Source organism: Streptomyces sp. NPDC057486, from assembly GCF_042802415.1.
Lineage (GTDB): Bacteria > Actinomycetota > Actinomycetes > Streptomycetales > Streptomycetaceae > Streptomyces > Streptomyces yanii.
Genome location: NZ_JBHVEE010000096.1, coordinates 1 through 24,521, shown reverse-complemented (window position 1 = coordinate 24,521; position 24,521 = coordinate 1). Strand labels below are relative to the sequence as shown.

The window sequence follows — 24,521 nt, the reverse complement described above, 5'->3', positions numbered from 1 at the left end:
GCTAACTCCGGGCGCGGGCGCCCGATCCCCTCAATCTAGTGCCCCGTACCACCCCGTCAGACGCTGTCGAGCGGGATGTCCCGCACCTGTTGCCGGGCCGGGGCCATACCGGTCGCTATGTCCGTGACGGACAACCGCGACCCGCCACTTCTCCCGAACGGAACATGCCGGACCCCCGGCCTCGCCCCTAGCCTGCAGAGAGAGAAGCGTCCGAAACACCCCCAGGAGCCCCGCATGACCGCAATTCCGCAGGAGCGCCGCGTCGTCACTGCCATTCCCGGCCCGAAGTCGGTGGAGCTGCAGACCCGCCGTCTCGCGACGGTCGCCGCAGGTGTGGGCTCCACCCTGCCGGTGTTCACCGCCCGTGCCGGTGGCGGGATCATCGAGGACGTGGACGGCAACCGCCTGATCGACTTCGGCTCCGGCATCGCCGTGACCTCGGTCGGCGCCTCCGCCGAGGCCGTCGTGCGCCGCGCGTCCGCGCAGCTGGCCGACTTCACCCACACCTGTTTCATGGTCACGCCGTACGAGGGGTACGTCGAGGTCTGTGAGCAGCTCGCCGAGCTGACTCCGGGCGACCACGCCAAGAAGTCCGCGCTGTTCAACTCGGGCGCCGAGGCCGTCGAGAACGCCGTGAAGATCGCCCGTGCCTACACCAAGCGCACCGCCGTCGTCGTCTTCGACCACGGCTACCACGGCCGGACGAACCTCACGATGGCGCTGACCGCCAAGAACATGCCGTACAAGCAGGGCTTCGGTCCGTTCGCACCCGAGGTCTACCGCGTCCCGGTGGCGTACGGCTACCGCTGGCCGACCGGTGCGGAGAATGCCGGTGCCGAGGCGTCCGCCCAGGCCATCGACCAGATCACCAAGCAGATCGGTGCCGACAACGTCGCCGCGATCATCATCGAGCCGGTGCTCGGCGAGGGCGGCTTCATCGAGCCGGCGAAGGGCTTCCTCCCCGCCATCGCGCAGTTCGCCAAGGACAACGGCATCGTCTTTGTCGCGGACGAGATCCAGTCCGGCTTCTGCCGTACCGGCCAGTGGTTCGCCTGCGAGGACGAGGGCATCGTCCCCGACCTGATCACCACCGCCAAGGGCATCGCGGGCGGTCTGCCGCTCTCCGCGGTGACCGGCCGCGCCGAGATCATGGACGCCGCGCACGCGGGCGGCCTCGGCGGTACGTACGGCGGTAACCCGGTGGCCTGCGCGGGTGCGCTCGGTGCCATCGAGACCATGCGTGAGCTGGACCTGAACGGGAAGGCGAAGCGCATCGAGGAGGTCATGAAGGGCCGCCTCGCCGAGATGCAGGCGAAGCTGCCGAACGGCGACGTCATCGGTGACATCCGCGGCCGCGGCGCGATGATCGCGATCGAGCTGGTGAAGTCCGGCACGAAGGACCCGAACCCGGAGGCCGCCGCGAAGCTCGCGAAGGCCTGCCACGCCGAGGGCGTGCTCGTCCTCACCTGTGGCACGTACGGCAATGTGCTGCGCTTCCTGCCGCCGCTGGTGATCGGCGAGGACCTGCTGAACGAGGGCCTCGACGTCATCGAGCAGGCCTTCGCCCAGATCTGATCCGCTCCTGGCGCCGGATCCTGACCGTGCCCACGTGAGGGTCTGTGAAGAAGGTGTGGGGGGGCGATGGCGGGATCCGATTCCTGCTGTCGGTCCCCCATCGGCTGCCGTACGGTTTCTGCAGATGAGAGAAACACCCCGCTCGCAGGGCACTGCGAGCGAGACCGGGTCGGAGCTTCCCCGGCGCCGTCCTGGTCGTGCCTTCGCGCACACCACTGGAGCCTCTGGCTCCGGAACTCCTCACCGATCGGATGGCCGCTCGCCCCAAACCCCCCGGGGCGCGCGGCAAACCGATCCAGGCGGCCGCCCCGGAACCACCCCCCCTGTTCCGGGGCGGCCGGCTCTCCTCCTTTCGCCGGTGCCGTCCCTGCTCGCGGTCTTTGCGCTCCTCACCTGGCAGGTCGCGGCCGACGGCCGGCTGCGTGGGCTGGACGAGCGGATCGGCCGGTCCGTCGTCGGACACGGTCCCGCCCGGCTCACCGAATTCCTCGCCGATCTCGGCAATATGCAGGTCGCGCTCCCGGTCCTGGGCTGCGCGATCGCATACGCGCTGCTGCGCGGCGCACGCCGTGAACCGCTGTACGCGGCGTCGGCCATGGCGGTGGTACCCGCGGTGATCGTCCCGCTCAAGGACTGGATCGCCCGGCCGGGACCGCTGACCGAGGTAACCGGCTACTACCCGTCGGGCCACGCGGCGACGGCCGCGGTGGCGTACGGGGCCGCGGCGCTGTTGCTCGCACCGCGCACGGGTCCGGCGGGGCGGTCGAAGTGGTCATGGATGATGCCCGTCGCCGCCGTCCTGCTGACAGTGGCGACGGGCATCGGTCTGGTGCTGCGCGGCTATCACTGGCCGCTGGATGTGCTCGGCAGCTGGTGCCTGAGCGGACTGCTGCTCCTGGCGCTCAGCAGGCCGGGCCGTTCCTCACGGCGGCTTCAGCCGCCGAAGTAGGCGTCGAAATTCTTCGAGAACTCACCGTTGTTGAAGCGGTCCCAGTTGATCGACCACGTCATCAGTCCGCGCAGTCCGGGCCAGGTTCCGTGCGTGGCGTACGAACCGCAGTCGGTCTTCTTCGTCAGGCAGTTCAGCGCCTTGGTGACCTCGGCGGGTGAGGTGTATCCGTTGCCCGCCTGGGTGGAGGCCGGCAGGCCGATGGACACCTGGTCGGGGCGGAGCGCGGGGAAGACCTTGGTGGTGTCGCCGGCCACCGGGAAGCCGGTGAGCAGCATGTCGGTCATGGCGATGTGGAAGTCGGCGCCGCCCATCGAGTGGTACTGGTTGTCCAGACCCATGATGGAACCCGAGTTGTAGTCCTGGACGTGCAGCAGGGTGAGGTCGTCACGCAGGGCGTGGATGACCGGCAGGTAGGTACCGGCGCGCGGGTCCTGGCCGCCCCAGGGGCCGGAGCCGTAGTACTGGTAGCCGAGTTGCACGAAGAAGGTCTCGGGCGCCATGGTCAGGACGAACGTGTCGCCGTACTTGGCCTTGAGGGTCTTCACCGCGGAGATCAGGTTGACGACGACCGGCGTGGTCGGATTGCGGAAGTCGGTGTCGCCGGTGTTCAACGAGAGCGAGTGGCCCTCGAAGTCGATGTCCAGGCCGTCCAGACCGTACTCGTCGATGATCCTGCTGACGGAGGAGACGAAGGTGTCACGGGCGGCGGTGGTCGTGAGCTGCACCTGGCCGTTCTGACCGCCGATGGAGATCAGCACCTTCTTGCCCGCGGCCTGCTTGGCCCTGATGGCTGCCTTGAACTCGGCCGCGGACTCGACGTTCGGGCACTCGGTGACGGGGCAGAGCGAGAACCGGATGTCGCCGGAGGTGACGGAGGTCGGCTCACCGAAGGCCAGGTCGATGACGTCCCAGGAGTCGGGTACGTCCGCCATCCGCGTGTATCCGGAGCCGTTGGCGAAGCTGGAGTGCAGATAGCCGACGAGGGCGTGGGCGGGGAGTCCCGCGCCACCGCCTCCGCCGCCCGCCGCGGTGGTGGCGGTGACGGCAGCGGTCTTGGCGGACTCACCTGCGGAGTTGGTCGCGGCGACCTGGAAGCTGTACGCGGTCGAGGCGGCCAGGCCCGACACGGTGGCGGAGGTTCCGGTGACGGAGAGGACCTTCGTGCCGCCCCGGTAGACGTTGTAGCCGGTCGCTCCCGTGGAGCCGGTCCAGGTGAGGGCGACGGACGAGGAGGTGGTGGCCCCGGCCTTCAGTCCGGTGGGGGTGGCCGGGAGTGCGACCGGGTCGCCGCCGGGTCCGGTGAGGGAGAGGTCGTCGGCGTAGTAGGCGGGAGTCCCGTACCACCCGTGGGTGTAGATCGTGACCGAGGTCGTGGCGGCGCCGGTCCTGAACGTGGTGGTGAGCTGCTGCCAGCCGGTCGCGGACGGTGTCCACGTCGACACGTCGGTGGTGCCGGTCCCGGACGCGCCGAGGTACACGTAGCTGCCCTGCACCCAGGCACTGAGGGTGTACGTGGAGTCCGGCTTGACCGTCACGGTCTGGGAGCACTGGGCGTTGTCGCTGCCGGCCGGGGTCGCCTTCAGCGCGGAAGTTCCGCCGTGGACGGGCGTGCCGACGGCGGCTCCGCTGCCGCCCGTACAGCTCCAGCCGTCCAGGCCGGCCTCGAAGCCGCCGTTGCGCGCCAGATCGGCGTCGGCCGCGGCGGCGGCCGGAGCCGAGGCCGCGAGGCCACCGGCGACGAGAAGGGCCGCCGAGAAGGCGGCCAGAAGTCCGGAAAATCGGGTGGGGGGTCCCGTGCGTTCCACAACGGCCTCCGTGCAGGGGGGAATTGAGTGTGGCGCGCACAACATGGTCCAGACCAATCAGGTTGTCAAGACCTCTGACACCACCCCGCCCCCGCCGCTCGGCATTCATCCGCCGCCGACATGTCCCAGCGCCTGCAAGCAGGAAGGAGCGCAATCCCGTCGGGATTGCGCTCCCCTTCCCACCGGCAGACGTCCGGATCCGGTGCCACCGATGCAAACCCCTCGACTGCCGCCTCCACCCCCGGCCGGTCGAAGCCGGCCTCCCTTTCCGCGTGCGCGACAGTGCGTTCACACGGCGACGGAGGGGGCGCCCGGATCAGGACGCGGGTCGGGCCACCACTCGGCAGCGCCTTGGGTCACACCGAGAGCGTCACGGTCAGCTGTCGAAGCCGAGCCCCAGGCGATCCATCGTCCGCAGCCACAGATTGCGGTGCCCGCCATTGCTGTCCGCCCTGGCCAGGGACCTCTTCGTGAGTTCGATCCCGGCCCAGGCGAACGGCTCCGGGGGGAACGGCATCGGCTTGGTGCGCACCATTTCCAGACCGGTCCGCTCGGTCCTTTCGCCGGACAGCAGGTCGAGCATCACATCGGCGCCGAACCGGGTTGCTCCGACACCGAGCCCGGTGAATCCGGCGGCGTAGGCGACCCGCCCCTGATGGGCTGTACCGAAGAAGGCGGAGAAGCGGGAACAGGTGTCGATCGCGCCGCCCCAGGCATGGCTGAAACGCACCCCGGCCAACTGCGGGAAGCAGTCGAAGAACTGGCCCGCGAGCTTGAGGAACGTCTCCGGCCGCTGGTCGAGATCGGCGCTCAGCCGGCCACCGTACGGATAGATCGCGTCATAGCCGCCCCACAGGATCCGGTTGTCCGCGGAGAGCCGGAAGTAGTGGAACTGGTTGGCACTGTCGCCCAGCCCCTGCCGGTTCTTCCAGCCGATGGAGGCGAGCTGTTCGGCGGTGAGCGGTTCGGTCATCAACGCGTAGTCGTAGACCGGGACGGTGTACGGACGCACCCGCTTCACCAGAGACGGGAAGATGTTCGTGCCCAGCGCCACGCGCCGGGCGAGGACCTTCCCGTACGGCGTGCGGACCGCCATCCCGGTGGCGGTCCTCGCCAGTTCGAGACCCCGAGTGTGCTCGTACACCCGTACACCCAGATCGAGGCAGGCCTGCTTCAGCCCCCAGGCGAGCTTGGCGGGGTGCAGCATGGCGACCCCGCGCCGGTCCCAGAGCCCACCCAGGAATGTCGGTGAGTCGACTTCCGCGCGCAGTGCGTCCTGATCGAGGAATTCCACTCCGGTGAAGCCCAGTTCCTCCGCTTCCCGGTGCCATTCCCGGAGTTCTTCGAGCTGGTGGGGTTCCGTGGCGACATCGATTTCGCCGGTTCGCTCGAATTCGCAGTCGATGGAGTAGCGGGCGACAGCCGCCTCGATGGCGTCGAGGTTCTGCTCGCCCAGCTCCTCCAGCTTCTTGATCTCGTCGGGCCAGCGTTCCAGGCCGTTGGGGAGGCCATGGGTGAGGGAGGCGGCGCAGAATCCGCCGTTGCGGCCCGAGGCGGCCCAGCCCACCTCATGCCCCTCGATCAGTACGACGTCCCTTTCCGGGTCGCGTTCCTTGGCGATCAGCGCGGTCCACAGTCCGCTGTATCCACCGCCGATGACGAGCAGATCGCAGTGTTCGTCACCGGTGAGCGCGGGAAGCGCGTCGGGCCTGCCGGGGTCGTCCAGCCAGAACGAGACCGGCCGGGCGTCGGAGAGTGATTGTGCAGCAGTACGCATGGCAGCTGGGGCCATGGTTTCCAACTCCTTCAGGACTTCAGGGTCGTGCGCTGTTCTTTCGCCGGTTCGCGATCAGCTGGCCGGCGACAACCACCAGAACGGCAATGATGAACATCGCCGTGCCGATGACGTTGATCTGCACGGGAGTGCCGCGCTGTGCCGAACCCCAGACGAACATGGGGAAGGTCACGGTCGAGCCCGCGTTGAAATTGGTGATGATGAAATCGTCGAAGGAGAGCGCGAAGGCGAGCAGCGCTCCCGCCGCGATTCCGGGGGCGGCGATCGGCAGGGTCACCCGCAGGAACGTCTGCACGGGACCCGCGTACAGATCGCGGGCCGCCTCCTCCAGCCTCGGGTCCATCGACATCACGCGCGCCTTGACCGCTGTCACGACGAAGCTCAGGCAGAACATGATGTGGGCGATGAGGACCGTCCAGAAGCCGAGCTGCGCACCCATGTTGAGGAAGAGCGTGAGCAGCGAGGCGGCCATGACGACCTCGGGCATCGCCATCGGCAGGAAGATCAGCGAGTTGATCGCGCCGCGCGCCCGGAACCGGTAGCGGACCAGCGCGAAGGCGATCATCGTGCCGAGCGCGGTCGCGCCGATCGTCGCCCAGGTGGCGATCTGGAGGGAAAGTGAGAGCGAGCCGCACATGTCGGCGACGCCGCAGGGGTCCTTCCACGCGTCCAGTGAGAAGCGCTGCCAGGCGTAGTTGAAGCGCCCGTTCGGCTTGTTGAAGGAGAACACCATGACGACGATGTTCGGCAGGATCATGTACGCGAGGGTCAGCAGACCCGCGATGACGATCAGATGGCGGCGAAGCCAGCGCAGTACGGACATCAGACCAGGTCCTCCGTCCCGGAGCGGCGGATGTAGACGGTGACCATCAGCAGGACGACCGCCATGAGGATGAAGGAGAGCGCGGCGGCCATCGGGTAGTCGAGGACGCGCAGGAACTGGGTCTGGATGACGCTTCCGACCATCTTGGTGTCGGTGGAGCCCAGCAGTTCCGCGTTGACGTAGTCACCGCTGGCCGGGATGAAGGTCAGCAGCGTGCCGGAGACGACGCCCGGCATGGACAGCGGGAACGTCACCTTGCGGAAGGTGGTGGCGGGCGTGGCGTACAGGTCGCCGGCCGCCTCGTGCAGCCTGCCGTCGATCCGCTCCAGCGAGGTGTAGAGCGGCAGGATCATGAACGGCAGGAAGTTGTACGTCAGACCGCAGACCACCGCCATCGGCGTGGCCAGCACCCGGTTGCTCTCCGTCCAGCCGAGCCAGCTGGTGACGTCCAGGACGTGCAGGGTGTTCAGCACGTCGACGACCGCACCGCCGTCGGCGAGGATCGTCTTCCAGGCGAGCGTACGGATCAGGAAGCTGGTGAAGAACGGTGCGATGACCAGCACCAGCACCACGTTGCGCCAGCGGCCCGCCTTGAACGCGATGAGATACGCGAGCGGGTAGCCGAGCAGCAGGCACAGGATCGTCGCGGTGCCCGCGTACAGCAGGGACCGGATGAACTGCGGGTAGTACTCGGACAGCGCGTCCCAGTAGGTCTGGAAGTGCCAGGTGACCTCGAATCCCTTCTCCAGGGATCCGGTCTGTACGGAGGTCGACGCCTGGTAGACCATCGGCAGCGCAAAGAAGACGACGAGCCACAGGATGCCGGGGAGCAGCAGCCAGTACGGTACGAGCCGCTTGCGGGTGGAGGCCTTGCGCACCGGGAGTTCGGCGGGGTCGGTGGGCGGCGCGGGCGGCGCTTCGGTGACGGTCACGTGGCGTCCTCCACCGTCTCCACGCCGGCGTCGATGTCCTGGGCCGCGTCGAGGCCGAAGGTGTGCGCGGGGTTCCAGTGCAGGACGACCTCGGCTCCCGGGGTGAGCCGGGTGTCGCGCTCGATGTTCTGCTCGTACACCTGAAGCGACTTGGCGGCCGGGCTCTCCACCACGTACTGCGTGGAGACACCGATGAAGCTGGAGTCGATGATCCGGCCGGTGACCCGGTTGCGTCCGGCGGCTATGGAGTCCGCGTCGTCGGCGTGGGCAAGGGAGATCTTCTCCGGACGGACGCCGAGCAGCAGCCTGCCGCCACGGGCGGTGGGGGCCTGACACCGCCCGGCGGGCAGCCGCAGCGTCATGCCGCCCGCACCGACCAGGATGTCCTCGCCGGCCTCGGTGATCTCGCCCTCGATGAGGTTGGAGGTGCCGAGGAAGTTGGCGACGAACGTCGTCTTCGGATTCTCGTACAGATCGGCGGGAGCACCGAGCTGTTCCACGCGGCCCGCATTCATCACCGCGACGGTGTCGGCCATGGTCATGGCCTCCTCCTGGTCGTGGGTGACATGGATGAACGTGATGCCGACCTCGGTCTGGATGCGCTTGAGCTCAAGCTGCATCTGGCGGCGCAGCTTGAGGTCGAGGGCACCGAGCGGCTCGTCGAGCAGGAGCACCTGCGGGTGGTTGATCAGGGCGCGGGCGACGGCGACGCGCTGCTGCTGGCCGCCGGAGAGCTGGTGCGGCTTGCGCTTCGCGAAGTCGCCGAGCTGGACGAGGTCCAGCATGTCGTCGACCTGCTTCTTGACCGACTTGATGCCGCGCCGGCGCAGACCGAAGGCGACGTTCTCGGCGATGTCGAGATGCGGGAAGAGCGCGTAGCTCTGGAAGACGGTGTTGACGGGCCGCTTGTACGGAGGGAGGTCGGTGATGTCCCGGCCGCCCAGCGAGATGGTGCCGGTCGTGGCCTCCTCCAGCCCCGCGATCATCCGCAGGGTGGTGGTCTTGCCGCAGCCGGACGCCCCGAGCAGGGCGAAGAAGGAGCCCTGTGGAACGGTCAGATCGAGCGGCTGGACGGCTTTGAAGGAACCGTACGTCTTGCTGATCCCGGTGAGGCGGACGTCGCCGCCTTCTGTCTGCTGCTGTGTCATGGGTCGCAGTCCCAGTGGTGTCAGGGGGAGATCGGGGGAAGGAAAGGCGGGCCGGTCAGGCGCCGATGAGCTTGGCGAACTTCTCTTCGTACGCCGTCTCTTCCTTGGAGGTCAGCGAGCGGAAGGCGTGCGATCTGGCCGCCATCTGCTTGTCGGGAAGGATCAGGACGTTGTCGGCCATCGACTGGTCGATCTTCGCCAGTTCGTCGCGGACTCCGTCGACCGGACAGACGAAGTTGATGTACGCGGCGAGCTGGGCGGCGACCGACGGTTCGTAGTAGTAGTCGATGAGCTTCTCGGCGTTGGTCTTGTGCCGGGCCTTCACCGGGACGAGCAGGTTGTCGCTGGATATGATGTAACCGGCGGCCGGGATGGCGTACTTGATGTCCGGGTTTCCGGCCTGGAGCTGGATGATGTCGCCCGCCCAGGCGACGCAGGCGGCGATGTCGCCCTTGTCGAGGTCGGCCGTGTAGTCGTTGCCGGTGAAGCGCCGGATCTGGTTCTTGTCGACGCCCTTCTGGAGCCGGCCGATCGCGGCGTCGTAGTCGGCGTCGGTGAAGGTGCCGGGGTCCTTGCCCATGTCGAGCAGGGTCATGCCGATGGAGTCGCGCATCTCCGAGAGGAAGCTGACCCGTCCCTTGAGCTTCGGGTCGTCGAGCAGCTGGCTGACGGAATCGACTTTGCGGCCTCCGGTCGCCTTGGAGTTGTAGGCGATGACGGTGGGAATGCCCGCCCACGGGTACGAGTAGGCGCGACCGGGGTCCCAGTCCGGGGAGCGGAACTGGGCCGAGAGGTTGGCGTAGGCGTGCGGCAGGTTCGACGCGTCGAGCTTCTGCGCCCAGCCGAGGCGGACGATGCGGGCGGCCAGCCAGTCGGTGACGTTGATGATGTCGCGGCCGGTGTCCTGGCCGGCCGCGAGCTGCGGCTTGACCTTGCCGAAGAACTCGACGTTGTCGTTGATGTCCTCGGTGTACTTGACCTTGATCCCGGTGCGTTTCGTGAACGCCTCCAGGGTGGGCCGGTGCTTGCCGTCGTCGGTGACGTCCATGTACTCGGTCCAGTTGGAGAAGTTGATCTGCTTCTCCTTGGCCGAGTGGTCGTCGGAGGCCGCCGCTGCGTCCCCTTCCCGCTTCGCGGGCGGGATGCCGCACGCGCTCAGCGTGCCCAGGCCGCCGATTGCGAGCGCGCCCATGCCGGAGGCGCGCAGCAACGAACGGCGGGTGAGAGCGCCCCTGCCACTGGTGAGACTGCGCCGCATCGCGGCCAGCTGGACCGCGGAGAGGTGCTCCGGCTCGTACTGCTCCATGCGCGTTGCCCTTTCGGGTGGGTATGGCCGTCGTCCGGCCTGGCTATCGGTCCCCGAAGATCGTGCGGTGCCAATCCTTCCGGGCGACCGCGGTGTTGTCGTACATCACGTGCTTGACCTGCGTGTACTCCTCGAATGAGTAGACCGACATGTCCTTGCCGAAGCCGCTGGCCTTGTATCCGCCGTGTGGCATCTCGCTGATGATCGGGATGTGGTCGTTGACCCAGACGCAGCCCGCCTTGATCTCGCGGGTGGCGCGGCCCGCCCGGTACAGGTCGCGGCTCCAGGCCGAGGCGGCGAGTCCGTACGGGGTGTCGTTGGCGAGGGCGATGCCCTCGTCGTCGGTGTCGAAGGGCAGCACGACCAGGACCGGGCCGAAGATCTCCGACTGGACGATCTCGCTGTCCTGGGCGGCGTCGGCGACGAGCGTCGGCCGGTAGTAGGCACCGTCCGCGAGGTCCCCGCCGGGGGCCTCACCTCCGGTGACGACGGTGGCGTACGCACGGGCGCGCTCGACGAAGCCGGCGACCCGGTCCCGCTGGGCGTGGCTGATCAGCGGGCCGAGGTCGGTCGACGGGTCGAAGGGGTCGCCGAGCCGGACGGTCTCCATCAGCGAGGCGACGCCCTGGACGAAGGCGTCGTAGAGCGGCCGCTGGACGTAGGCGCGGGTGGCGGCGGTGCAGTCCTGGCCGGTGTTGATGAGCGCTCCGGCGACGGCGCCGTTGACCGCGGCCTCCAGGTCGGCGTCGTCGAAGACCACGAAGGGGGCCTTGCCGCCGAGTTCGAGGTGGAGGCGCTTGACGGTGGCGGTGGCGATCTCCGCGACCCGCTTGCCGACGGCGGTGGAGCCGGTGAAGGAGGTCATCACGACGTCCGGGTGGCCGACGAGGTGTTCGCCTGCGTCCTTGCCCGCGCCGGTGACGATGTTGATCACACCGTCCGGGATGCCCGCCTCGGTGGCCGCCTGGGCGAACATCAGCGAGGTCAGCGGGGTGATCTCGGCGGGCTTCAGCACGATCGTGTTGCCCGCCGCGACCGCCGGGAGGATCTTCCAGGCGGCCATCTGGAGCGGGTAGTTCCAGGGGGCGATCGAGCCGACGACACCGATGGCCTCGCGGCGTACGTACGAGGTGTGGTCGCCGTCGTACTCCCCGGCGGCCTTGCCCTCGAGGTGGCGGGCGGCGCCGGCGAAGAAGGAGGTGTTGTCGACGGTGCCGGGCACGTCGAACTCGGTGGAGAGCTTGATGGGCTTGCCGCACTGGAGCGACTCGGCGTACGCGAAGTCGTCGGCCTGCTCCGCGAGGACGGCGGCGAACCGGTGCATCGCCTCGGACCGCTCGGCCGGGGTGGCACCCGACCAGCCGGGGAACGCCTCGCGGGCGGCCGCGACGGCCGCGTCGACATCGGCGGGGCCCGCCAGTTCGTAGGTGTAGACGGTCTCGCCCGTAGCCGGATTCACGACGTCGTGGCTGCGTCCCGATGTGCCGGAGCGCAGCTTTCCGCCGATGTACTGCGCGCCGGCCGCGAAGCGGTCCTGCACGTGGAAGCCGTTGCCCATGACGCTCTCCTCCGCCGCTGTCTCCGTGAACCGGGGCGGCGTAGCTTCTGCTCGATTTGAGTGCCGATCCTGACAGAGGAGACTGAGCCCAACAAGTGATTCCGTTGTTGCCTTTTGGTTACGCAACGGAATCTGTCGACCATGTGTCGCGTTGCCACGGAAATCCACGTACGGAGTGTCAGTGGCGGATGCCACACTCGCATGTCATGGAACACCTGAACGAGCTGGTGGCGCGGACCCGTCGCGGGGAGAAGGTGAAGTACCTGGCCTTCTGGGGACACCGTCCTCGACCGGACGGGCGGATCGGCGCGAGTTGCCTCAGCCAGTGGTGGCCTTCGCCGTTCACGGTCGACGGGGTGACGTACGCGTCGGCCGAGCACTGGATGATGGCCGGCAAGGCGCGGCTCTTCGGCGACGTGGAGGCGGAGCGCCGTGCGCTGTCCGCGAGCAGCCCCGCGGCGGCGAAGAAGGCGGGCCGGCTGGTCCGCGCCTTCGACGAAACGGTGTGGGAACGGGAGCGGTTCGCCCTGGTCGTGGCGGGCAGCGTCCACAAGTTCGGCCAGGACGCCGAGCTGCGCGCGTTCCTGCTGAACACCGGGGACCGGGTGCTGGTCGAGGCGAGCCCCCTGGACAGGATCTGGGGCATCGGAATGGCGGCGGACGACCCGCGAGCGGAGGATCCGGCGCGCTGGCGGGGCCTGAATCTACTGGGGTTCGCCCTCATGGAGGCACGGACACGGCTGCGCGCGGTGCCCGACGCGATATGAAAAGGCCCGCGGGGCGGTCGGGGTTCTCCCCACCGCCCCGCGGGCCGTGCTCTGTGCGGCGGCTCTCCCGCCTCTATCGCGTGCCGTCCACGACCAGGGACGTTCCGTACGAGTCGTCGTACGGGTACCTGTCCTCGTTGTTGAAGTCGTGGGTCACGCCCCAGATCAGGAAGCCCAGGAACGCTCCGCTGATCACGATGCCGAGCGAGCCCAGGATGATTCCGGCCAGCGCGACACCGCCGTTGTTCGCCTCACCCCGGTTGACCCGGCCACGGCCTATGAGACCGAAGATCAGCGCGAGGACGCCGAGGACGACCCCGAACCCCCACATGCAGAAGCCGACCACGGCGATGATGCCGAGCACCATCGACGCGATACCCAGCCCGTTCGCGGGCGCCGGTCCGCCCCAGGGCGCCTGGCCGTAGCCGGGGTATCCGGGATAACCGCCGTACTGCGGAACGGATGCGGCCGGGTATCCATACTGTCCCGCGGGAGGAACCTGCTGTCCGGGACCGTGCGGCGCGATCGGCGGCGGCGGTACGGCCCCGGGCGCCTGTCCCGCTCCGGGCAAGGGGCCCGTCCCCGGTGCGGCAAAGGGGCCGGTCCCCGGTGCGGCGCCGAACCCCGCCGTGGGCACCGGTCCCGCTCCTGTGGCCGGCATCGAGGTGACAGTCTGCTGGTCGTGCACAGCGGGCGGACGCGGGTCACCGGTCTGCTTCTCCAGCGGCACCCTGTTGTCCGGCGGAGCCCACGGATCGCGTGGCGCAGCCCCGTCCGCGGGCTGCTCTGTGTTCTCTGACATGGGCCTCCCCCATCGTGGTCCCGTCATGCTACGGCCCGCCCCGGATCCTGCGGCTCCGGCCTACGATGATCCCCGTCCCACACCGGGCCGTCCCGCGCCCGGGCCGCTCCACGTCATGCCCCCGGAGGATCCGATGACCGATCTGCACCCCTTCATCGCGGGGCTGCCCAAGGCCGAACTGCATGTCCACCATGTCGGATCCGCCTCGCCCCGCATCGTCGCTGAGCTGGCCGCCCACCACCCGGACTCCAAGGTCCCCACCGACCCGGAGGCGCTGGCCGACTACTTCTCCTTCACCGACTTCGGCCACTTCATCGACGTCTATCTCTCCGTCGTGGACCTGGTCCGCATCCCGGAGGACGTCCGGCTGCTGACCTTCGAGATCGCCCGTGACATGGCCCGCCAGAACATCCGGTACGCGGAACTGACCGTCACCCCGTTCAGCTCGACCCGGCGCGGCATCCCGGAGCAGGGCTTCATGGAAGCCATAGAGGACGCTCGCAAGGCCGCCGAGGCCGAGCTCGGCGTCGTCCTGCGCTGGACCTTCGACATCCCCGGCGAGGCCGGGCTGGAAGCCGCCGCGGAGACCACCCGGCTCGCGGTGGACCTGCGGCCGGAGGGCCTCGTCGGGTTCGGGCTCGGCGGTCCGGAGATCGGCGTGCCCCGCCCGCAGTTCAAGCCCTACTTCGACCGGGCGATCGCCGAGGGGCTGCACTCCGTCCCGCACGCCGGGGAGACCACGGGCCCGCAGACGATCTGGGACGCCCTCACCGAACTGCGCGCCGAGCGCATCGGCCACGGCACCAGCGCCACCCGGGACCGCAGGCTTCTCGACCACCTCGCCGAGCACCGGATCGCGCTGGAGGTCTGCCCGACCTCGAACATCGCAACCCGCGCCGTGACCGATCTCGACCTGCACCCGGTCAAGGAGATGGTGGACGCCGGAGTCCTGGTCACCATCAACAGCGACGACCCGCCGATGTTCGGCACCGACCTCAACAACGAGTACGCGGTGGCGGCCCGCCTCCTCGGTCTGGACGAGCAAGGTCTTGCCGCGCTCGCGAAGAACGCGGTGGAGGCCTCCTACCTCGACCCGGCCGGCAAGCGGACGCTGGCCGCCGAGATCGACACGTACACGACGGACTGGCTGCGGCGCACCGGCCGGTGACCACCGGTGGTGACAATGGCCCCATGGCCGCCCCTGTCACCGCCGTAGCTCACCGCGGCGATCCGTACCGTGTCCGCGAGAACACCCTCCCCTCGATCCGCTCCGCCATCGAACGGGGGGCGGACGTGGTCGAGCTCGACGTCCGGGTCACCCGCGACGGGGTGCCGGTCCTGCTGCACGACGCCACGCTGGAGCGGCTGTGGGGTCACGAGCGCAGACTGGACCGGCTCACCCACCAGGAGCTCACCGAACTGACCGCGGGCGGTGTGCCCACCCTGCGCAAGGCCCTGCTCGCCGCCGGGGCGCACCGCCTCATGCTCGATCTGCCCGGCTCCACCGACGAGTCGGTACGGAAGACCATCGGCCTCGTCCGCGAGTGCGGGGCCGGGGAGCGTACGTACTACTGCGCGGGCCCCGAGGCCATGCTGCGGGTGCGCGCCGCGGATCCGTCCGCCGAGATCGCCCTCACCTGGACGACACTCGCCCCGCCGCGCTCCGCCCTGCTGGACGTGGTGAGGCCGCGCTGGCTGAACTACCGGTTCGGGCTGGTGAGCCGGGAACTGACGGACCGTGTCCACCGGGACGGGCTGCTGGTCTCCGCCTGGACGGCCGACACCAAGCGCACAATGCGCCGTCTGATCGGACAGGGCGTCGACTCGATCACCACCAACCGGGTCGACACCCTGCACGGCCTGCTCGCCAACTCCCGCTCCGCTGAGCTTCCTTGAACCGGCATCATGGGCGGTGCCTCATCGTCGGTGAGCGAAAGTGCCCGAGGAGCAGATGTGACCGATCCGCACAGCAGCCCCCGTCCCGCCCAGGTCCGTTCCGACATCGCGCACAACGCCCGGGTCTGGAACCACTGGCTGGGCGGCAGGGACAATTACCCCATCGACCGCGCGGTCGGCGACCATGTCACCTCCGTGTATCCGAGCATCGGTGAAGTGGCCCGTGCCGACCGGGCGTTCCTGGGGCGGGTGGTCCGGTATCTGACGGGTGACGTGGGGATCGGGCAGTTCCTGGACATAGGCACCGGTCTGCCGACGGCCGACAACACCCATGAGGTCGCCCGGCGCACCGCACCCGCCGCCCGCGTCGTCTATGTCGACAACGACCCCATCGTGCTGGCGCACGCCCGCGCGCTGCTCCTCGGCTCACCGGAAGGTGCGACCGAGTACATCGACGCGGACGCCCGCCACCCGGAACAGATCCTGCGGGGCGTCGAACCGACGCTCGATCTGAAGCAGCCGGTCGCGGTCATGATGCTCGGCATCCTGAACTTTGTCCTCGACACGGACGAGGCACGGAGGATCGTGGGGACGCTGATGGACGCGATTCCGTCCGGCAGCTATCTGGTCCTCACCCACCCCACCCTGGAGCTGGGCGGCGAGGGCAACGAGGCGGCGATGCGGTTCTGGAACGAGAACGCCACCCCGCCGATCACCGCCCGCAGCCGCGCCGAGTTCGCCACGTTCCTGGAGGGTCTGGAGCTTGTCGAGCCGGGCATCGTGTCCTGCGCCCTCTGGCGCGCCGGGGCCGATGCGATGCAGGTCGCCCAGTTCGGCGCGGTCGCACGGAAGCGCTGACAGCGCCGCCCGATGCGGATACGGGACATCGGGACGAGGGCGCTCGGGGCCGGTTCCCGCACCGAGACCGAGCAGGCCGCGGCGCGCGAACGGGCCCGGATCGCCAGCGAGATGCACGACATGCTGTCCCATGCGGTGAGCCGACCCGGGGCACTTCACCCGGGCGCTGTTCCGCGGACAGGTGGTGCGCGGTCCGCTGCTGGAGGAGATGTTCACGCTGCCCGGCGCGTCGGTGCACGAGTACGGCACGGGCGGCCCTGCCGCGTACAGCGTGGGTCCGTCGGTGATGAAGCTGGGCGGACGGCGAGGTCCGGGGCAGGACGGGCGGCCGCTGGGGCCGCAACACGGCCGTCGCGGCCACCCGTGATGTCTCCCGGGCCCTCGTCCGCAGCGTCAACGCCACGGACGCGAAGGGTGAGGGTATGAATCCCACAGCGATGAACATCGTGGTGGCCGCCTTCGGCGCCCCGTCGTCCGGCTGACTCAGACCGCCGGTGCGGCCGTCGGGGCGGGCACCGGCTGCGGTGTCCGCTCCATGGCCTCCAGTCGCTTGATCTTGCGGTGCACAACCAGCAGCGGGATCACCCCGAAGACGCCGAACGACATGTCGATGACCGACCACCAGAAGGGAATGTCGCGGATCGGTCCGCAGATCAGGGCGAGCGGGATGATCCCGGCGCAGGCGATCATGCCGAACTCGACGACCCAGATGTTGCGGACCGGGTCGCGGTACGGACCGTAGAAGGCGACCGCGATGACCAGATGGGCGAAGGCCAGCCAGTCGGTGCCGTACAGCACGAAGGGGTACTTCGCGTCGGCCTCGTCGAGTCCGGTCCGGACGCGGGTGATCCACTCCATCAGGGCGGGGAAGTGCTCGGGAACGGGCGAGGCCGAGGAGCTCAGCAGCTCCTCGGCCCAGCGGAGTTCGTGGACGAGCGGGAAGGCGGTCAGCCCGCTCAGGACCAGACAGACGATGAAGACGACCAACCACACGCGTATACGCCTCTGCAGGGCGCGTCGCTCGCTCATGTCCGCAGCGTACGCCGGGATTTGCTGACTCTTCATGTCACCCCGGGCAGGACTTCACAAGCCGACGACGGAGTTCCGCTTCTTGGCGAAATCGGTGCGCTCCTCCGTGCGGCTGCTCGGATCAACTCGTCATGCGTACGGCGTCGCGGATCAGGTCCGCGACGGCCTTCGGCCGGGAGACGGCGACCGCGCGAGACGGTCGGCAGGCCGTCGCGGGCACGGGCGGCATCGTCGTGTACGACACGGCACGGCCCTACTGCCTGGACTATCCGGAGCGCTTCTCCACCCGCCTCGTCCATGTGCCCCACCGCGTGCTGGGCCTGCCGGACGAGGACATCCGCCGGGTCGCCGGCACCGTGATCAGCACCGAGAAGGGGTCCGGTGGGGTCCTGATGCCCTTCCTGACGACGCTGGTCGCCTCCGCGCACTCGCACTCCCCCACTGTCGGGGAACGGCTTGCCGCCGGTGTCGTCGACCTCTTCGCCGCCCTGGTGGCCGAGCGGACCAGGCAAGCGGCGGGGCCGGAGACCCCACACGGTCAACTCGTGCTGCGCGTCCGTGACCGCATCGAACGGAACCTGAGGGATCCGGCGCTGTCACCGGGGGCCGTCGCGAACGCGCACCACGTCTCGGTGCGCTACCTGCACCGGCTGTTCGAGGACGAGGGCATCACCGTCGGAAGGCTGATCCAACGGCGCCGGCTGGAGCAGTGCGCGCGCGAACCGGCCCGCAGCGGCAGGACGGCTCCGACGGTGTCGGCGGTGGCCCAGCGGTGGGGTTTCGTCAACCCCGCCCATTTCAGTCGGGTGTTCCGTGGCGTCTACGGCCTCTCTCCCCGCGAATGGCGCACCGTGCGCGTCGCGGAAGCGGCGACGCACGGCAGCCCCACGGCGTGCGGAACGGCGGTTTCCTGACGGCGACGACCCGTCGCCGGGGCCGCGCCTCGCCGGGGAGGTACGGACCCCGCCCGGGGCGCGGTACCGCCCGCCACACGCGCGTCGTCGGCTCCGGCCCGGTTCCATGTGCCGGTTCCCGTACGGCCCGGGGCCCGGCGACGGTCAGGCCTCTGTACAGGCCGGCCCGGTCGCCGCGGCCACGTGACGAACGCCGTGTGACGCGCGGAGCTGTCGGGGGCTCAGGGCTGCGGCCCGGTCCAGGCTGCGCCGGAGGCCGAGAGCCGGTGTGCGACGACGGACGTCACCGCGAGCAGTACGAGCACCAGGCCCAGGGTGGGGGTGAGTCCGGCGTGCAGCAGGAGCACGGCACCGACGAGGGCGCCGAGACCCATGGCCAGCACGGAGAGGATCCGTCGGCCCTGCCGGGGGGCCGCCCCGCCGCCCGTGGTGGAGTCCGCGGCCAGGCCCGTCAGGGTGAGGGTCAGGACGGTCGTGGTCAGGTCGGGGACGCCGAGGCGCCGGACGACCGCGTTCTGCAGCCCCATGGCGAGGCCGAGGAGCACGATGAGGGTGTACCGGACTCCCGTGGTCACCTCGCCGTGCGAGGCCGCGGCCATCATGACGGTCGCGGCGACGAGCACCGTCTGCACCGTGGTGGCGATGGCCAGCAGCCGCCCGCGGTGTGCCGCGAACCGGTTACCGAGCCGCCCCCCGGTCAGCGCGCCGGTGAGGAACGAGGCCATGGAGACGACCGAGGCGAGCACGGACAGTCCGTCGGCGCCCGCCAGGGCGAACCCCAGGAAGACCACATTGCCGGTCATGTTGGCGACGAAGACGCGCCCGAGCGCCAGATAACTCACCGCGTCGATGATGCCGGTCACCACGGTCAGCGTCAGCATGAGCGGCGGCAACGGGCCGTGCCTGTCGCCCTCGGGCGGGGCCAGGGTGCGGGCCGCGTCAGTCAGCAACTTGCGCATACCGAGTCGTTCCTTCCTCGACCGCGGGACGATGCAGCACCACACGGGTGAGCAGTCCGCTCACCGGACCGGCCACGATGGCCACGACCGGGACCCACAGGGGCCAGGGGGTCAGCCCGAGGGCATGGTCGGCCGACCAGCGGCCGGGTCCGGTGAGCGCCAGGACCACGGAGGCGACGACGAGGACCATCGGGTACTCGTAGCCGTCGTTCTGGACCCAGAGCCCGTTGTGCCGTTTGACCGTGCCGGCGACCGTCATCACCCCCATGGCGGCCATCGCCGCCGCGGGTGTGAGCAGACCGGCCGCCAGGAACAGGCCGGCACCGATCTGGCTGCCGCCCGCGGCGAGCGCGGTGAGCCGGCCGCCTCGGAAGCCGTCGTGGCGGAACTCCTCGGTTCCGCCCGCCAAGCCGTGGCCGCCGAGGCGGAAACTGATCTTCTGCACTCCGTGTCCGGCGATGAGGAGACCCACCGCCAGCCGGAGCACCAACAGTCCGGTGTCCATTCGCTCCTGCCTGTTCCTGACGTTCCGTCGATGCTCGGGTGAAGAGGTCAGCCGGCGGCGTGAGCGCCGATGACGGCCTGCGCGTAGACAACCCCGAGGCCGTAGGCACCGGCGTGCTCCTTCACGACCTCCGTGACGGGGACGTACGTCTCCGTCCGCGCCCAGTCGCGCTGGAGCTCCAGCAGGACCTGCACCCAGGTCACCGGAATCGCGCCGGCCTGGACCATGCGCTGGATGGCGTGCTCGTGCGCCCGCGGGCTGACTCCGGCGGACGCGTCGGTGACGACGTAGACCTCGTAGCCCTGCGAGAGGGCGGACAGCGTGGGAAGGACGACGCAGACCTCTGTCCACAGTCCGGCGATGACGAGCTTCTTGCGGCCGGTCGCCTTGACGGCCTCGACGAAGGGGACGTCCTCCCAGGCGTTCATCGAGGTGCGGTCGATGATCTTCCGGTCCGGGAAGACCGCCGCGAGCTGCGGCAGGATCGGGCCCGAGAAGGACTCGGCGGCCACGGTGCTCAGCACGACGGGGACGTCGAAGACCTTGGCGGCCTTCGCCAGGCCCACGGTCGAGTTGATGACCGCGGTGCGGTCGTCGCTGGCAGCGGCGAAGAACATCTGCGGCTGGTGGTCCACGAACAGCACCGCGCAGTTGTCGGGGGTCAGCAGGTCGGGGCTGGGGACCGCGGTGACCTCGGAGATGTCGACCATGAGAGCGCCTTTCGATGAGAAATGTGATCGCGGACGGGCGTCCGCTGCTGAGAGCAGCCGTCCGCAGAACGGCGCGATGTGGAGGTGGTGTCCCGGGAGGGGCGGCTCGTGACCGGGCCTCTCCCGGGAGGTCAGAGCGAGAAGCAGGGGTCGAAGACCGTGCTCGCGGTATCCGGGGCCAGGCCTCGACGGGCGCGCCACTGTCGGTGCTGCTCCGACTCCGCGACGGCCTGGCCGAGCAACTCGGCTTGGCGGGCGCCCGACGGGCCGATACGCGGCGTGGCCTGGTAGCCGCCGAAGTGCGCGACCGGGCTCCAGGCGGGGCTGACCGGCGGCAGCTCTTCGTCGAGGCCCTCGTACTCGGCGGCGGCGTAGACGATCCGGCCGCCGACGACCGTCAGCAGGGATTCGATGTGCGCGATGTCCGGCTCGGGCACCGTGAAGTAGTCCTCGGACAGGACCGCGAGGTCGCCGAGGAACCCCGGGCGCAGGACTCCCTTGACGCCCTCCTCGCCGGTCAGCCGGGCCCCTGCCTCGGTGAACATCGACAGCGCGGTCCGCCGGTCGACGCGGTTGTGCGGCGGGCGCATGACCAGGTCGCCGACGGTGCGGCCGGTGATCAGCCAGTGCAGGGCGATCCACGGGTTGTAGGTCGAGACCCGGGTGGCGTCGGTGCCGGCGCCGACGGTCAGGCCGCGCTCCAGCATGGCCCGGATCGGAGGGGCGTCCGCGGCGGCGCCGGGGCCGTAGCGCCGCAGGAATGCCTCGCCCTGGAAGGACAGGCGGTTCTGCACGGACATGGCGCCGCCGAGGGCGGCGATGCGATCGAGGCTGTCCGCGGAGACGGTCTCCGCGTGGTCGAACAGCCACCGGTTCCCGGCCGGGAAGAGTCCGTCCGCGGCAAGCTTCTCGAATGTCGCGAGATCGCGTCGGATGGTGTCGTCGTAGGTGGCGTGCAGCCGGAATCCCCAGCCGTTCTCCATGAGCAGGCGTACGGCCTTCTCAAATTCTGCCTCATAGCCGGGGGCGAGTTCCGGGCGCGGCTGGGCGAAGTTCTCGAAATCCGCCGCCGCCCAAGTGAGGTTCTCGCCCGCGCCGTTGAGGCGGAGCCATTCGTCCCCGTCCTCGGGGCGGGCCATTTCGATCCAGCGGGCGAGGTCGTCGAGTTCCTGGCCTGCGGTCTGCGGGAAAAGGTGATACGCGATGCGCAGCGACAACTCGCCGGCCTTGGCCAGTTCGACGACGGTGCTGTAGTTTTCGGGAAAATTCTGGAATCCCCCCGCCGCGTCGATCGCCGACGTGAGCCCGAACCTGTTCAGTTCGCGCAGGAAGTGTCGGGTGGAGGTCCTCTTGTCCTCACCCTCCAGCACCGGGGCCTTGGCCAGGGTCGAGTAGAGGATCAGGGCGCTGGGGGCGGCCAGCAACATGCCCGTGGGCTCGCCGTCCCGGCCCCGTACGATCTGGCCGCCCTTCGGGTCCGGGGTGTCCTTGGTGTATCCGGAGGCCTTGAGCGCCGCCCGGTTGAGCACCGCCGACTGGTACAGGTGCAGAACGAACACCGGGGTGTCCGGCGCTGCGGCGTTCAGCTCGGCGACGGTCGGCAGCCGCCGTTCGGCGAACTGCTCGGCCGACCAGCCCCCCACCACCCGCACCCACTGGCCCTTGGGTGTGCGGGCCGCTTGCTCACGCAGCATCGCCAAACCCTGTCGCAGCGTGGGGACGCCGTCCCAGCGCAGCTCCAGCACGTAGTTGAGCCCGCCCCGGATGACGTGCAGGTGGGAGTCGTTCAGGCCGGGGACCACCCGGCGGCCGAGGGCGTCGACCACCCTCGTGGCCGGGCCGACACGGGGAGCCACGTCCTTGTCGTCGCCGACGACCATGATGACGCCGTCTCGGACGGCGATCGCCTCTGCCTGCGGCCGGGCCGGGTCTCCGGTGTGAATCTTCGCGTTGCGAACCACGAGGTCCGCGGCGTTGTCGGTGGCGCTGGGAACCAGCCCACCGACCGGCATCGTGGACACCTTCGACAACCTCCTGCGGGGAGAACAGCATCGATTTCGTCTGGGAAGACAGCGGCGGGCGGAAGTGAACCGGGTCTGCGCAATCACTGCGCCCACGGCCGGCTGCGCTGAATTCCTCATGGAATTTCGCTGAACCACACAAGTCCGGCCCGGTGGCCCGCGGCTGTTCCATCACGCTATTGCGGGCCGATGCGACCGTGTGTACCGGGAGTGCACTGCATGCGTGCCGACAGCGCACTTGTCCTTTGTGCACTGCGAGGTCAGAGGCGGTGCACTGATGGGATATTCCTCCCGGCCCGGCGGTTTTACGGTGGCGACCTGCACCCCGCAGACCCTTTGTGTCTGCCGCGCAGTTGCCCCGCCGGAGAGACCGGCACACCACAGGAAACTCAGGAGTTCGACATGTCCCATGTTGTGGAGCCGGTGCTGGAGCCGGCGGCAGCCGCGTTCGCCGAAGCGACCGCCAATCCGCCCTACCTCTTCGACCTGCCGCCCGCCGAGGGCCGCAAGGCAGTCGACGAGGTGCAGTCCGGCGAGATCGACAAGCCGCAGATCGACGAGGAGTGGATCACTGTCCCGGGCGGTCCCACGGGCAGCGTCCGCGCGCGCATCGTCAGGCCCGCCGGTGCGCAGGGCACCCTGCCGGTGATCCTCTACATCCACGGTGCCGGCTGGGTGTTCGGCAACGCCCACACCCACGACCGCCTGGTGCGCGAACTCGCCGTCGGCACGGGCGCCGCCGTGGTCTTCCCCGAGTACGACCTCTCCCCGGAGGTCCGCTACCCGGTCGCCATCGAGCAGAACTACACCGTCGCCCGCTGGATCGTCCAGCAGGGTACGTCCAAGAACCTCGACGGCTCCCGCCTCGCGGTGGCCGGCGACTCCGTCGGCGGCAACATGACCGCCGCACTGACGCTGATGGCCAAGGAGCGCGGCGACGTACCGCTGGTCCAGCAGGTGCTCTTCTACCCGGTCACCGACGCGAACTTCGACACCGGCTCCTACCACCAGTTCGCCACCGGCTACTTCCTGCGCCGCGACGGCATGCAGTGGTTCTGGGACCAGTACACCACCGACGAGGCCGAACGCGCCCAGATCACCGCCTCCCCGCTGCGGGCCACCACCGAGCAGCTCACCGGGCTGCCGCCCGCCCTCGTCATCACCGGCGAGGCCGACGTACTGCGCGACGAGGGCGAGGCCTACGCCAACAAGCTCCGTGAAGCCGGCGTCCCCGTCACCGCGGTGCGCTTCCAGGGCATCATCCACGACTTCGTCATGCTCAACGCCCTCCGCGAGACCCACGCCGCCCAGGCCGCCATCACCCTGGCCGTCGACACCCTGCGCACCGCCCTCGACAACCGCTGACGCGCCGTCCCTGCCTCACCTCACCAAGGAGGAGAACAGACATGGCCGCCGACTCCGCCCCCACGGTCGTTCTCGTGCACGGCGCCTTCGCCGACGCCGGCAGCTGGTCCGGGGGCATCGCGGAGTTGCAGAACGACGGCATCCCCGTGGTGGCGCCGCCCAACCCGCTGCGCGGACTGGTGTCGGACGCCGCGTACGTCGCCTCCGTGGCGTCCCAGATCGACGGTCCGGTCGTGCTGGTGGGGCACTCGTACGGCGGTGCGCGCGACGAGCTGACGAAGGGCTCGGGCAGCCGCGCGGACGCATCGCCCTGGGCGCGTCCGCGCGGCTTCGCTGTGTCGTCGCCCGGCCGGCGTTCCGCCCGGGCGCGCCGAATCGCGCCGGGAACACGACGGCTTCACGGGGCCGGGACGGTCGGGTCGCGGGCCGGCGGGCTCAGCGGGCCGGAGCGGACGAGAGGGAAATCCACCAGACCGCGGTTTTATTGACGGCTAGTCAGTTGCACACGCGGACCGTGATCAGGAAGAGGCTGCCGGGACGGGGATCGCCGCACCGGCAGCCCGCGGCGCGGCATCGGTGCGACGTGCGAGCCGACCGGCACCCGGCCGGCGCCCTCGGTGGTCGCCGGCGCACGGGTCCCTGCCCATGAGGCAACGCACGGGCAGGGACACCGGACACAGTGCGCGGGCAGGCATGACCGCATGCGCTTGCGGGCAACCCCTGCCCCGTCCGGGCGCCTAGCGTCGCCCGGGTACGCACAGCACGGCACCGCAGGAGGCGGATCATGACCAGCAAGTCCCA

At 69.6% G+C, this 24,521-nt stretch carries 23 protein-coding genes; 10 read left to right on the top strand and 13 right to left on the bottom strand.

Annotated features, from left to right (window positions below):
- The first annotated feature begins 234 nt into the window (after positions 1–234).
- Positions 235–1,575 (top strand): 4-aminobutyrate--2-oxoglutarate transaminase, encoded by a 1,341-nt coding sequence (gene gabT / locus ACFU6I_RS33335; protein WP_384373417.1) that lies wholly within the window; start codon positions 235–237, stop codon positions 1,573–1,575.
- A gap of 358 nt (positions 1,576–1,933) precedes the next feature.
- Positions 1,934–2,524 (top strand): phosphatase PAP2 family protein, encoded by a 591-nt coding sequence (locus ACFU6I_RS33330; protein WP_384373414.1) that lies wholly within the window; start codon positions 1,934–1,936, stop codon positions 2,522–2,524.
- Here the strand turns inward: ACFU6I_RS33330 and ACFU6I_RS33325 are convergent.
- The 7 genes from ACFU6I_RS33325 to ACFU6I_RS33295 form a co-directional block, all read right to left on the bottom strand.
- Positions 2,509–4,332: a chitinase gene (locus ACFU6I_RS33325; protein ID WP_384373411.1), complete on the bottom strand. Its 1,824-nt coding sequence runs from the start codon at positions 4,330–4,332 to the stop codon at positions 2,509–2,511. The genes ACFU6I_RS33330 and ACFU6I_RS33325 overlap by 16 nt on opposite strands.
- A gap of 376 nt (positions 4,333–4,708) precedes the next feature.
- Positions 4,709–6,124, bottom strand: a complete 1,416-nt coding sequence (locus tag ACFU6I_RS33320) for an NAD(P)/FAD-dependent oxidoreductase (RefSeq protein WP_384373408.1) — start codon at positions 6,122–6,124, stop codon at positions 4,709–4,711.
- 22 nt (positions 6,125–6,146) lie between these two features.
- Positions 6,147–6,950 (bottom strand): ABC transporter permease, encoded by an 804-nt coding sequence (locus ACFU6I_RS33315; protein ID WP_345514461.1) that lies wholly within the window; start codon positions 6,948–6,950, stop codon positions 6,147–6,149.
- Positions 6,950–7,882 carry an ABC transporter permease gene (locus tag ACFU6I_RS33310; protein WP_376663805.1) on the bottom strand — a complete coding sequence of 311 codons (933 nt, stop codon included), beginning with the start codon at positions 7,880–7,882 and terminating at the stop codon, positions 6,950–6,952. Before ACFU6I_RS33310 ends, ACFU6I_RS33315 begins: the two co-directional genes overlap by 1 nt.
- A complete protein-coding gene (locus ACFU6I_RS33305; protein WP_384373405.1) occupies positions 7,879–9,030 on the bottom strand; it encodes an ABC transporter ATP-binding protein in 1,152 nt (383 codons plus the stop codon). Before ACFU6I_RS33305 ends, ACFU6I_RS33310 begins: the two co-directional genes overlap by 4 nt.
- Positions 9,031–9,085: 55 nt before the next feature.
- Positions 9,086–10,336 carry a PotD/PotF family extracellular solute-binding protein gene (locus ACFU6I_RS33300; RefSeq protein WP_384373402.1) on the bottom strand — a complete coding sequence of 417 codons (1,251 nt, stop codon included), beginning with the start codon at positions 10,334–10,336 and terminating at the stop codon, positions 9,086–9,088.
- 43 nt (positions 10,337–10,379) lie between these two features.
- The gene (locus tag ACFU6I_RS33295; RefSeq protein WP_384373399.1) at positions 10,380–11,894 is read right to left on the bottom strand and encodes a gamma-aminobutyraldehyde dehydrogenase; all 1,515 of its coding nucleotides are present in this window, start codon (positions 11,892–11,894) and stop codon (positions 10,380–10,382) included.
- Between the two features lie 206 nt (positions 11,895–12,100).
- Here ACFU6I_RS33295 and ACFU6I_RS33290 point away from each other — a divergent pair, with 206 nt between their 5' ends.
- Positions 12,101–12,661, top strand: coding sequence for an NADAR family protein (locus tag ACFU6I_RS33290; protein ID WP_384373397.1), 561 nt, complete (start codon positions 12,101–12,103; stop codon positions 12,659–12,661).
- A gap of 73 nt (positions 12,662–12,734) precedes the next feature.
- On the opposite strand, the gene ACFU6I_RS33285 is transcribed toward ACFU6I_RS33290, so the two are convergent.
- The gene (locus tag ACFU6I_RS33285) at positions 12,735–13,463 is read right to left on the bottom strand and encodes a DUF4190 domain-containing protein (protein ID WP_384373395.1); all 729 of its coding nucleotides are present in this window, start codon (positions 13,461–13,463) and stop codon (positions 12,735–12,737) included.
- Between the two features lie 115 nt (positions 13,464–13,578).
- Between ACFU6I_RS33285 and ACFU6I_RS33280 the strand changes: the two genes are divergently transcribed.
- From ACFU6I_RS33280 to ACFU6I_RS33265, 4 genes are all read left to right on the top strand, one after another.
- Entirely contained in the window at positions 13,579–14,631 is a 1,053-nt protein-coding gene (locus ACFU6I_RS33280; RefSeq protein WP_384373393.1) for an adenosine deaminase, read from the top strand.
- Between the two features lie 23 nt (positions 14,632–14,654).
- Entirely contained in the window at positions 14,655–15,359 is a 705-nt protein-coding gene (locus ACFU6I_RS33275; protein WP_384373391.1) for a glycerophosphodiester phosphodiesterase, read from the top strand.
- A gap of 57 nt (positions 15,360–15,416) precedes the next feature.
- Positions 15,417–16,217, top strand: a complete 801-nt coding sequence (locus ACFU6I_RS33270) for an SAM-dependent methyltransferase (RefSeq protein WP_384373389.1) — start codon at positions 15,417–15,419, stop codon at positions 16,215–16,217.
- Between the two features lie 184 nt (positions 16,218–16,401).
- Complete coding sequence (locus ACFU6I_RS33265; protein ID WP_384373387.1) at positions 16,402–16,584, top strand: hypothetical protein; 183 nt, start codon at positions 16,402–16,404, stop codon at positions 16,582–16,584.
- 116 nt (positions 16,585–16,700) lie between these two features.
- Here ACFU6I_RS33265 and ACFU6I_RS33260 read toward each other — a convergent pair whose 3' ends face one another.
- Positions 16,701–17,246, bottom strand: a complete 546-nt coding sequence (locus ACFU6I_RS33260) for a hypothetical protein (RefSeq protein ID WP_384373386.1) — start codon at positions 17,244–17,246, stop codon at positions 16,701–16,703.
- Between the two features lie 131 nt (positions 17,247–17,377).
- Here ACFU6I_RS33260 and ACFU6I_RS33255 point away from each other — a divergent pair, with 131 nt between their 5' ends.
- Positions 17,378–18,160: a helix-turn-helix domain-containing protein gene (locus ACFU6I_RS33255; RefSeq protein ID WP_384373384.1), complete on the top strand. Its 783-nt coding sequence runs from the start codon at positions 17,378–17,380 to the stop codon at positions 18,158–18,160.
- A gap of 221 nt (positions 18,161–18,381) precedes the next feature.
- Here ACFU6I_RS33255 and ACFU6I_RS33250 read toward each other — a convergent pair whose 3' ends face one another.
- The 4 genes from ACFU6I_RS33250 to ACFU6I_RS33235 form a co-directional block, all read right to left on the bottom strand.
- A complete protein-coding gene (locus ACFU6I_RS33250; protein WP_384373382.1) occupies positions 18,382–19,119 on the bottom strand; it encodes a YoaK family protein in 738 nt (245 codons plus the stop codon).
- Positions 19,100–19,624, bottom strand: coding sequence for a DoxX family protein (locus ACFU6I_RS33245; RefSeq protein WP_384373380.1), 525 nt, complete (start codon positions 19,622–19,624; stop codon positions 19,100–19,102). Before ACFU6I_RS33245 ends, ACFU6I_RS33250 begins: the two co-directional genes overlap by 20 nt.
- Positions 19,625–19,671: 47 nt before the next feature.
- The gene (locus ACFU6I_RS33240; protein ID WP_384373378.1) at positions 19,672–20,334 is read right to left on the bottom strand and encodes a hydrolase; all 663 of its coding nucleotides are present in this window, start codon (positions 20,332–20,334) and stop codon (positions 19,672–19,674) included.
- 131 nt (positions 20,335–20,465) lie between these two features.
- Positions 20,466–22,346, bottom strand: a complete 1,881-nt coding sequence (locus ACFU6I_RS33235) for an amidohydrolase (RefSeq protein WP_384373461.1) — start codon at positions 22,344–22,346, stop codon at positions 20,466–20,468.
- A gap of 411 nt (positions 22,347–22,757) precedes the next feature.
- On the opposite strand from ACFU6I_RS33235, the gene ACFU6I_RS33230 reads away from it, so the two are divergent.
- Positions 22,758–23,720 (top strand): alpha/beta hydrolase, encoded by a 963-nt coding sequence (locus ACFU6I_RS33230; protein ID WP_384373376.1) that lies wholly within the window; start codon positions 22,758–22,760, stop codon positions 23,718–23,720.
- A gap of 41 nt (positions 23,721–23,761) precedes the next feature.
- Positions 23,762–24,208 (top strand): esterase/lipase family protein, encoded by a 447-nt coding sequence (locus ACFU6I_RS33225; protein ID WP_384373374.1) that lies wholly within the window; start codon positions 23,762–23,764, stop codon positions 24,206–24,208.
- Positions 24,209–24,521: the final 313 nt, after the last annotated feature.

Excerpts from the sequence above, each read along its gene's own strand:
- gabT (WP_384373417.1), top strand. The coding sequence starts at position 235 with ATGACCGCAATTCCGCAGGAGCGCCGCGTCGTCACTGCCATTCCCGGC.
- ACFU6I_RS33320 (WP_384373408.1), bottom strand. The coding sequence starts at position 6,124 with ATGGCCCCAGCTGCCATGCGTACTGCTGCACAATCACTCTCCGACGCC.
- ACFU6I_RS33315 (WP_345514461.1), bottom strand. The coding sequence starts at position 6,950 with ATGTCCGTACTGCGCTGGCTTCGCCGCCATCTGATCGTCATCGCGGGT.
- ACFU6I_RS33305 (WP_384373405.1), bottom strand. The coding sequence starts at position 9,030 with ATGACACAGCAGCAGACAGAAGGCGGCGACGTCCGCCTCACCGGGATC.
- ACFU6I_RS33300 (WP_384373402.1), bottom strand. The coding sequence starts at position 10,336 with ATGGAGCAGTACGAGCCGGAGCACCTCTCCGCGGTCCAGCTGGCCGCG.
- ACFU6I_RS33295 (WP_384373399.1), bottom strand. The coding sequence starts at position 11,894 with ATGGGCAACGGCTTCCACGTGCAGGACCGCTTCGCGGCCGGCGCGCAG.
- ACFU6I_RS33290 (WP_384373397.1), top strand. The coding sequence starts at position 12,101 with ATGGAACACCTGAACGAGCTGGTGGCGCGGACCCGTCGCGGGGAGAAG.
- ACFU6I_RS33285 (WP_384373395.1), bottom strand. The coding sequence starts at position 13,463 with ATGTCAGAGAACACAGAGCAGCCCGCGGACGGGGCTGCGCCACGCGAT.
- ACFU6I_RS33280 (WP_384373393.1), top strand. The coding sequence starts at position 13,579 with ATGCCCCCGGAGGATCCGATGACCGATCTGCACCCCTTCATCGCGGGG.
- ACFU6I_RS33275 (WP_384373391.1), top strand. The coding sequence starts at position 14,655 with ATGGCCGCCCCTGTCACCGCCGTAGCTCACCGCGGCGATCCGTACCGT.
- ACFU6I_RS33260 (WP_384373386.1), bottom strand. The coding sequence starts at position 17,246 with ATGAGCGAGCGACGCGCCCTGCAGAGGCGTATACGCGTGTGGTTGGTC.
- ACFU6I_RS33255 (WP_384373384.1), top strand. The coding sequence starts at position 17,378 with ATGCGTACGGCGTCGCGGATCAGGTCCGCGACGGCCTTCGGCCGGGAG.
- ACFU6I_RS33250 (WP_384373382.1), bottom strand. The coding sequence starts at position 19,119 with ATGCGCAAGTTGCTGACTGACGCGGCCCGCACCCTGGCCCCGCCCGAG.
- ACFU6I_RS33245 (WP_384373380.1), bottom strand. The coding sequence starts at position 19,624 with ATGGACACCGGACTGTTGGTGCTCCGGCTGGCGGTGGGTCTCCTCATC.
- ACFU6I_RS33240 (WP_384373378.1), bottom strand. The coding sequence starts at position 20,334 with ATGGTCGACATCTCCGAGGTCACCGCGGTCCCCAGCCCCGACCTGCTG.
- ACFU6I_RS33235 (WP_384373461.1), bottom strand. The coding sequence starts at position 22,346 with ATGCCGGTCGGTGGGCTGGTTCCCAGCGCCACCGACAACGCCGCGGAC.
- ACFU6I_RS33230 (WP_384373376.1), top strand. The coding sequence starts at position 22,758 with ATGTCCCATGTTGTGGAGCCGGTGCTGGAGCCGGCGGCAGCCGCGTTC.
- ACFU6I_RS33225 (WP_384373374.1), top strand. The coding sequence starts at position 23,762 with ATGGCCGCCGACTCCGCCCCCACGGTCGTTCTCGTGCACGGCGCCTTC.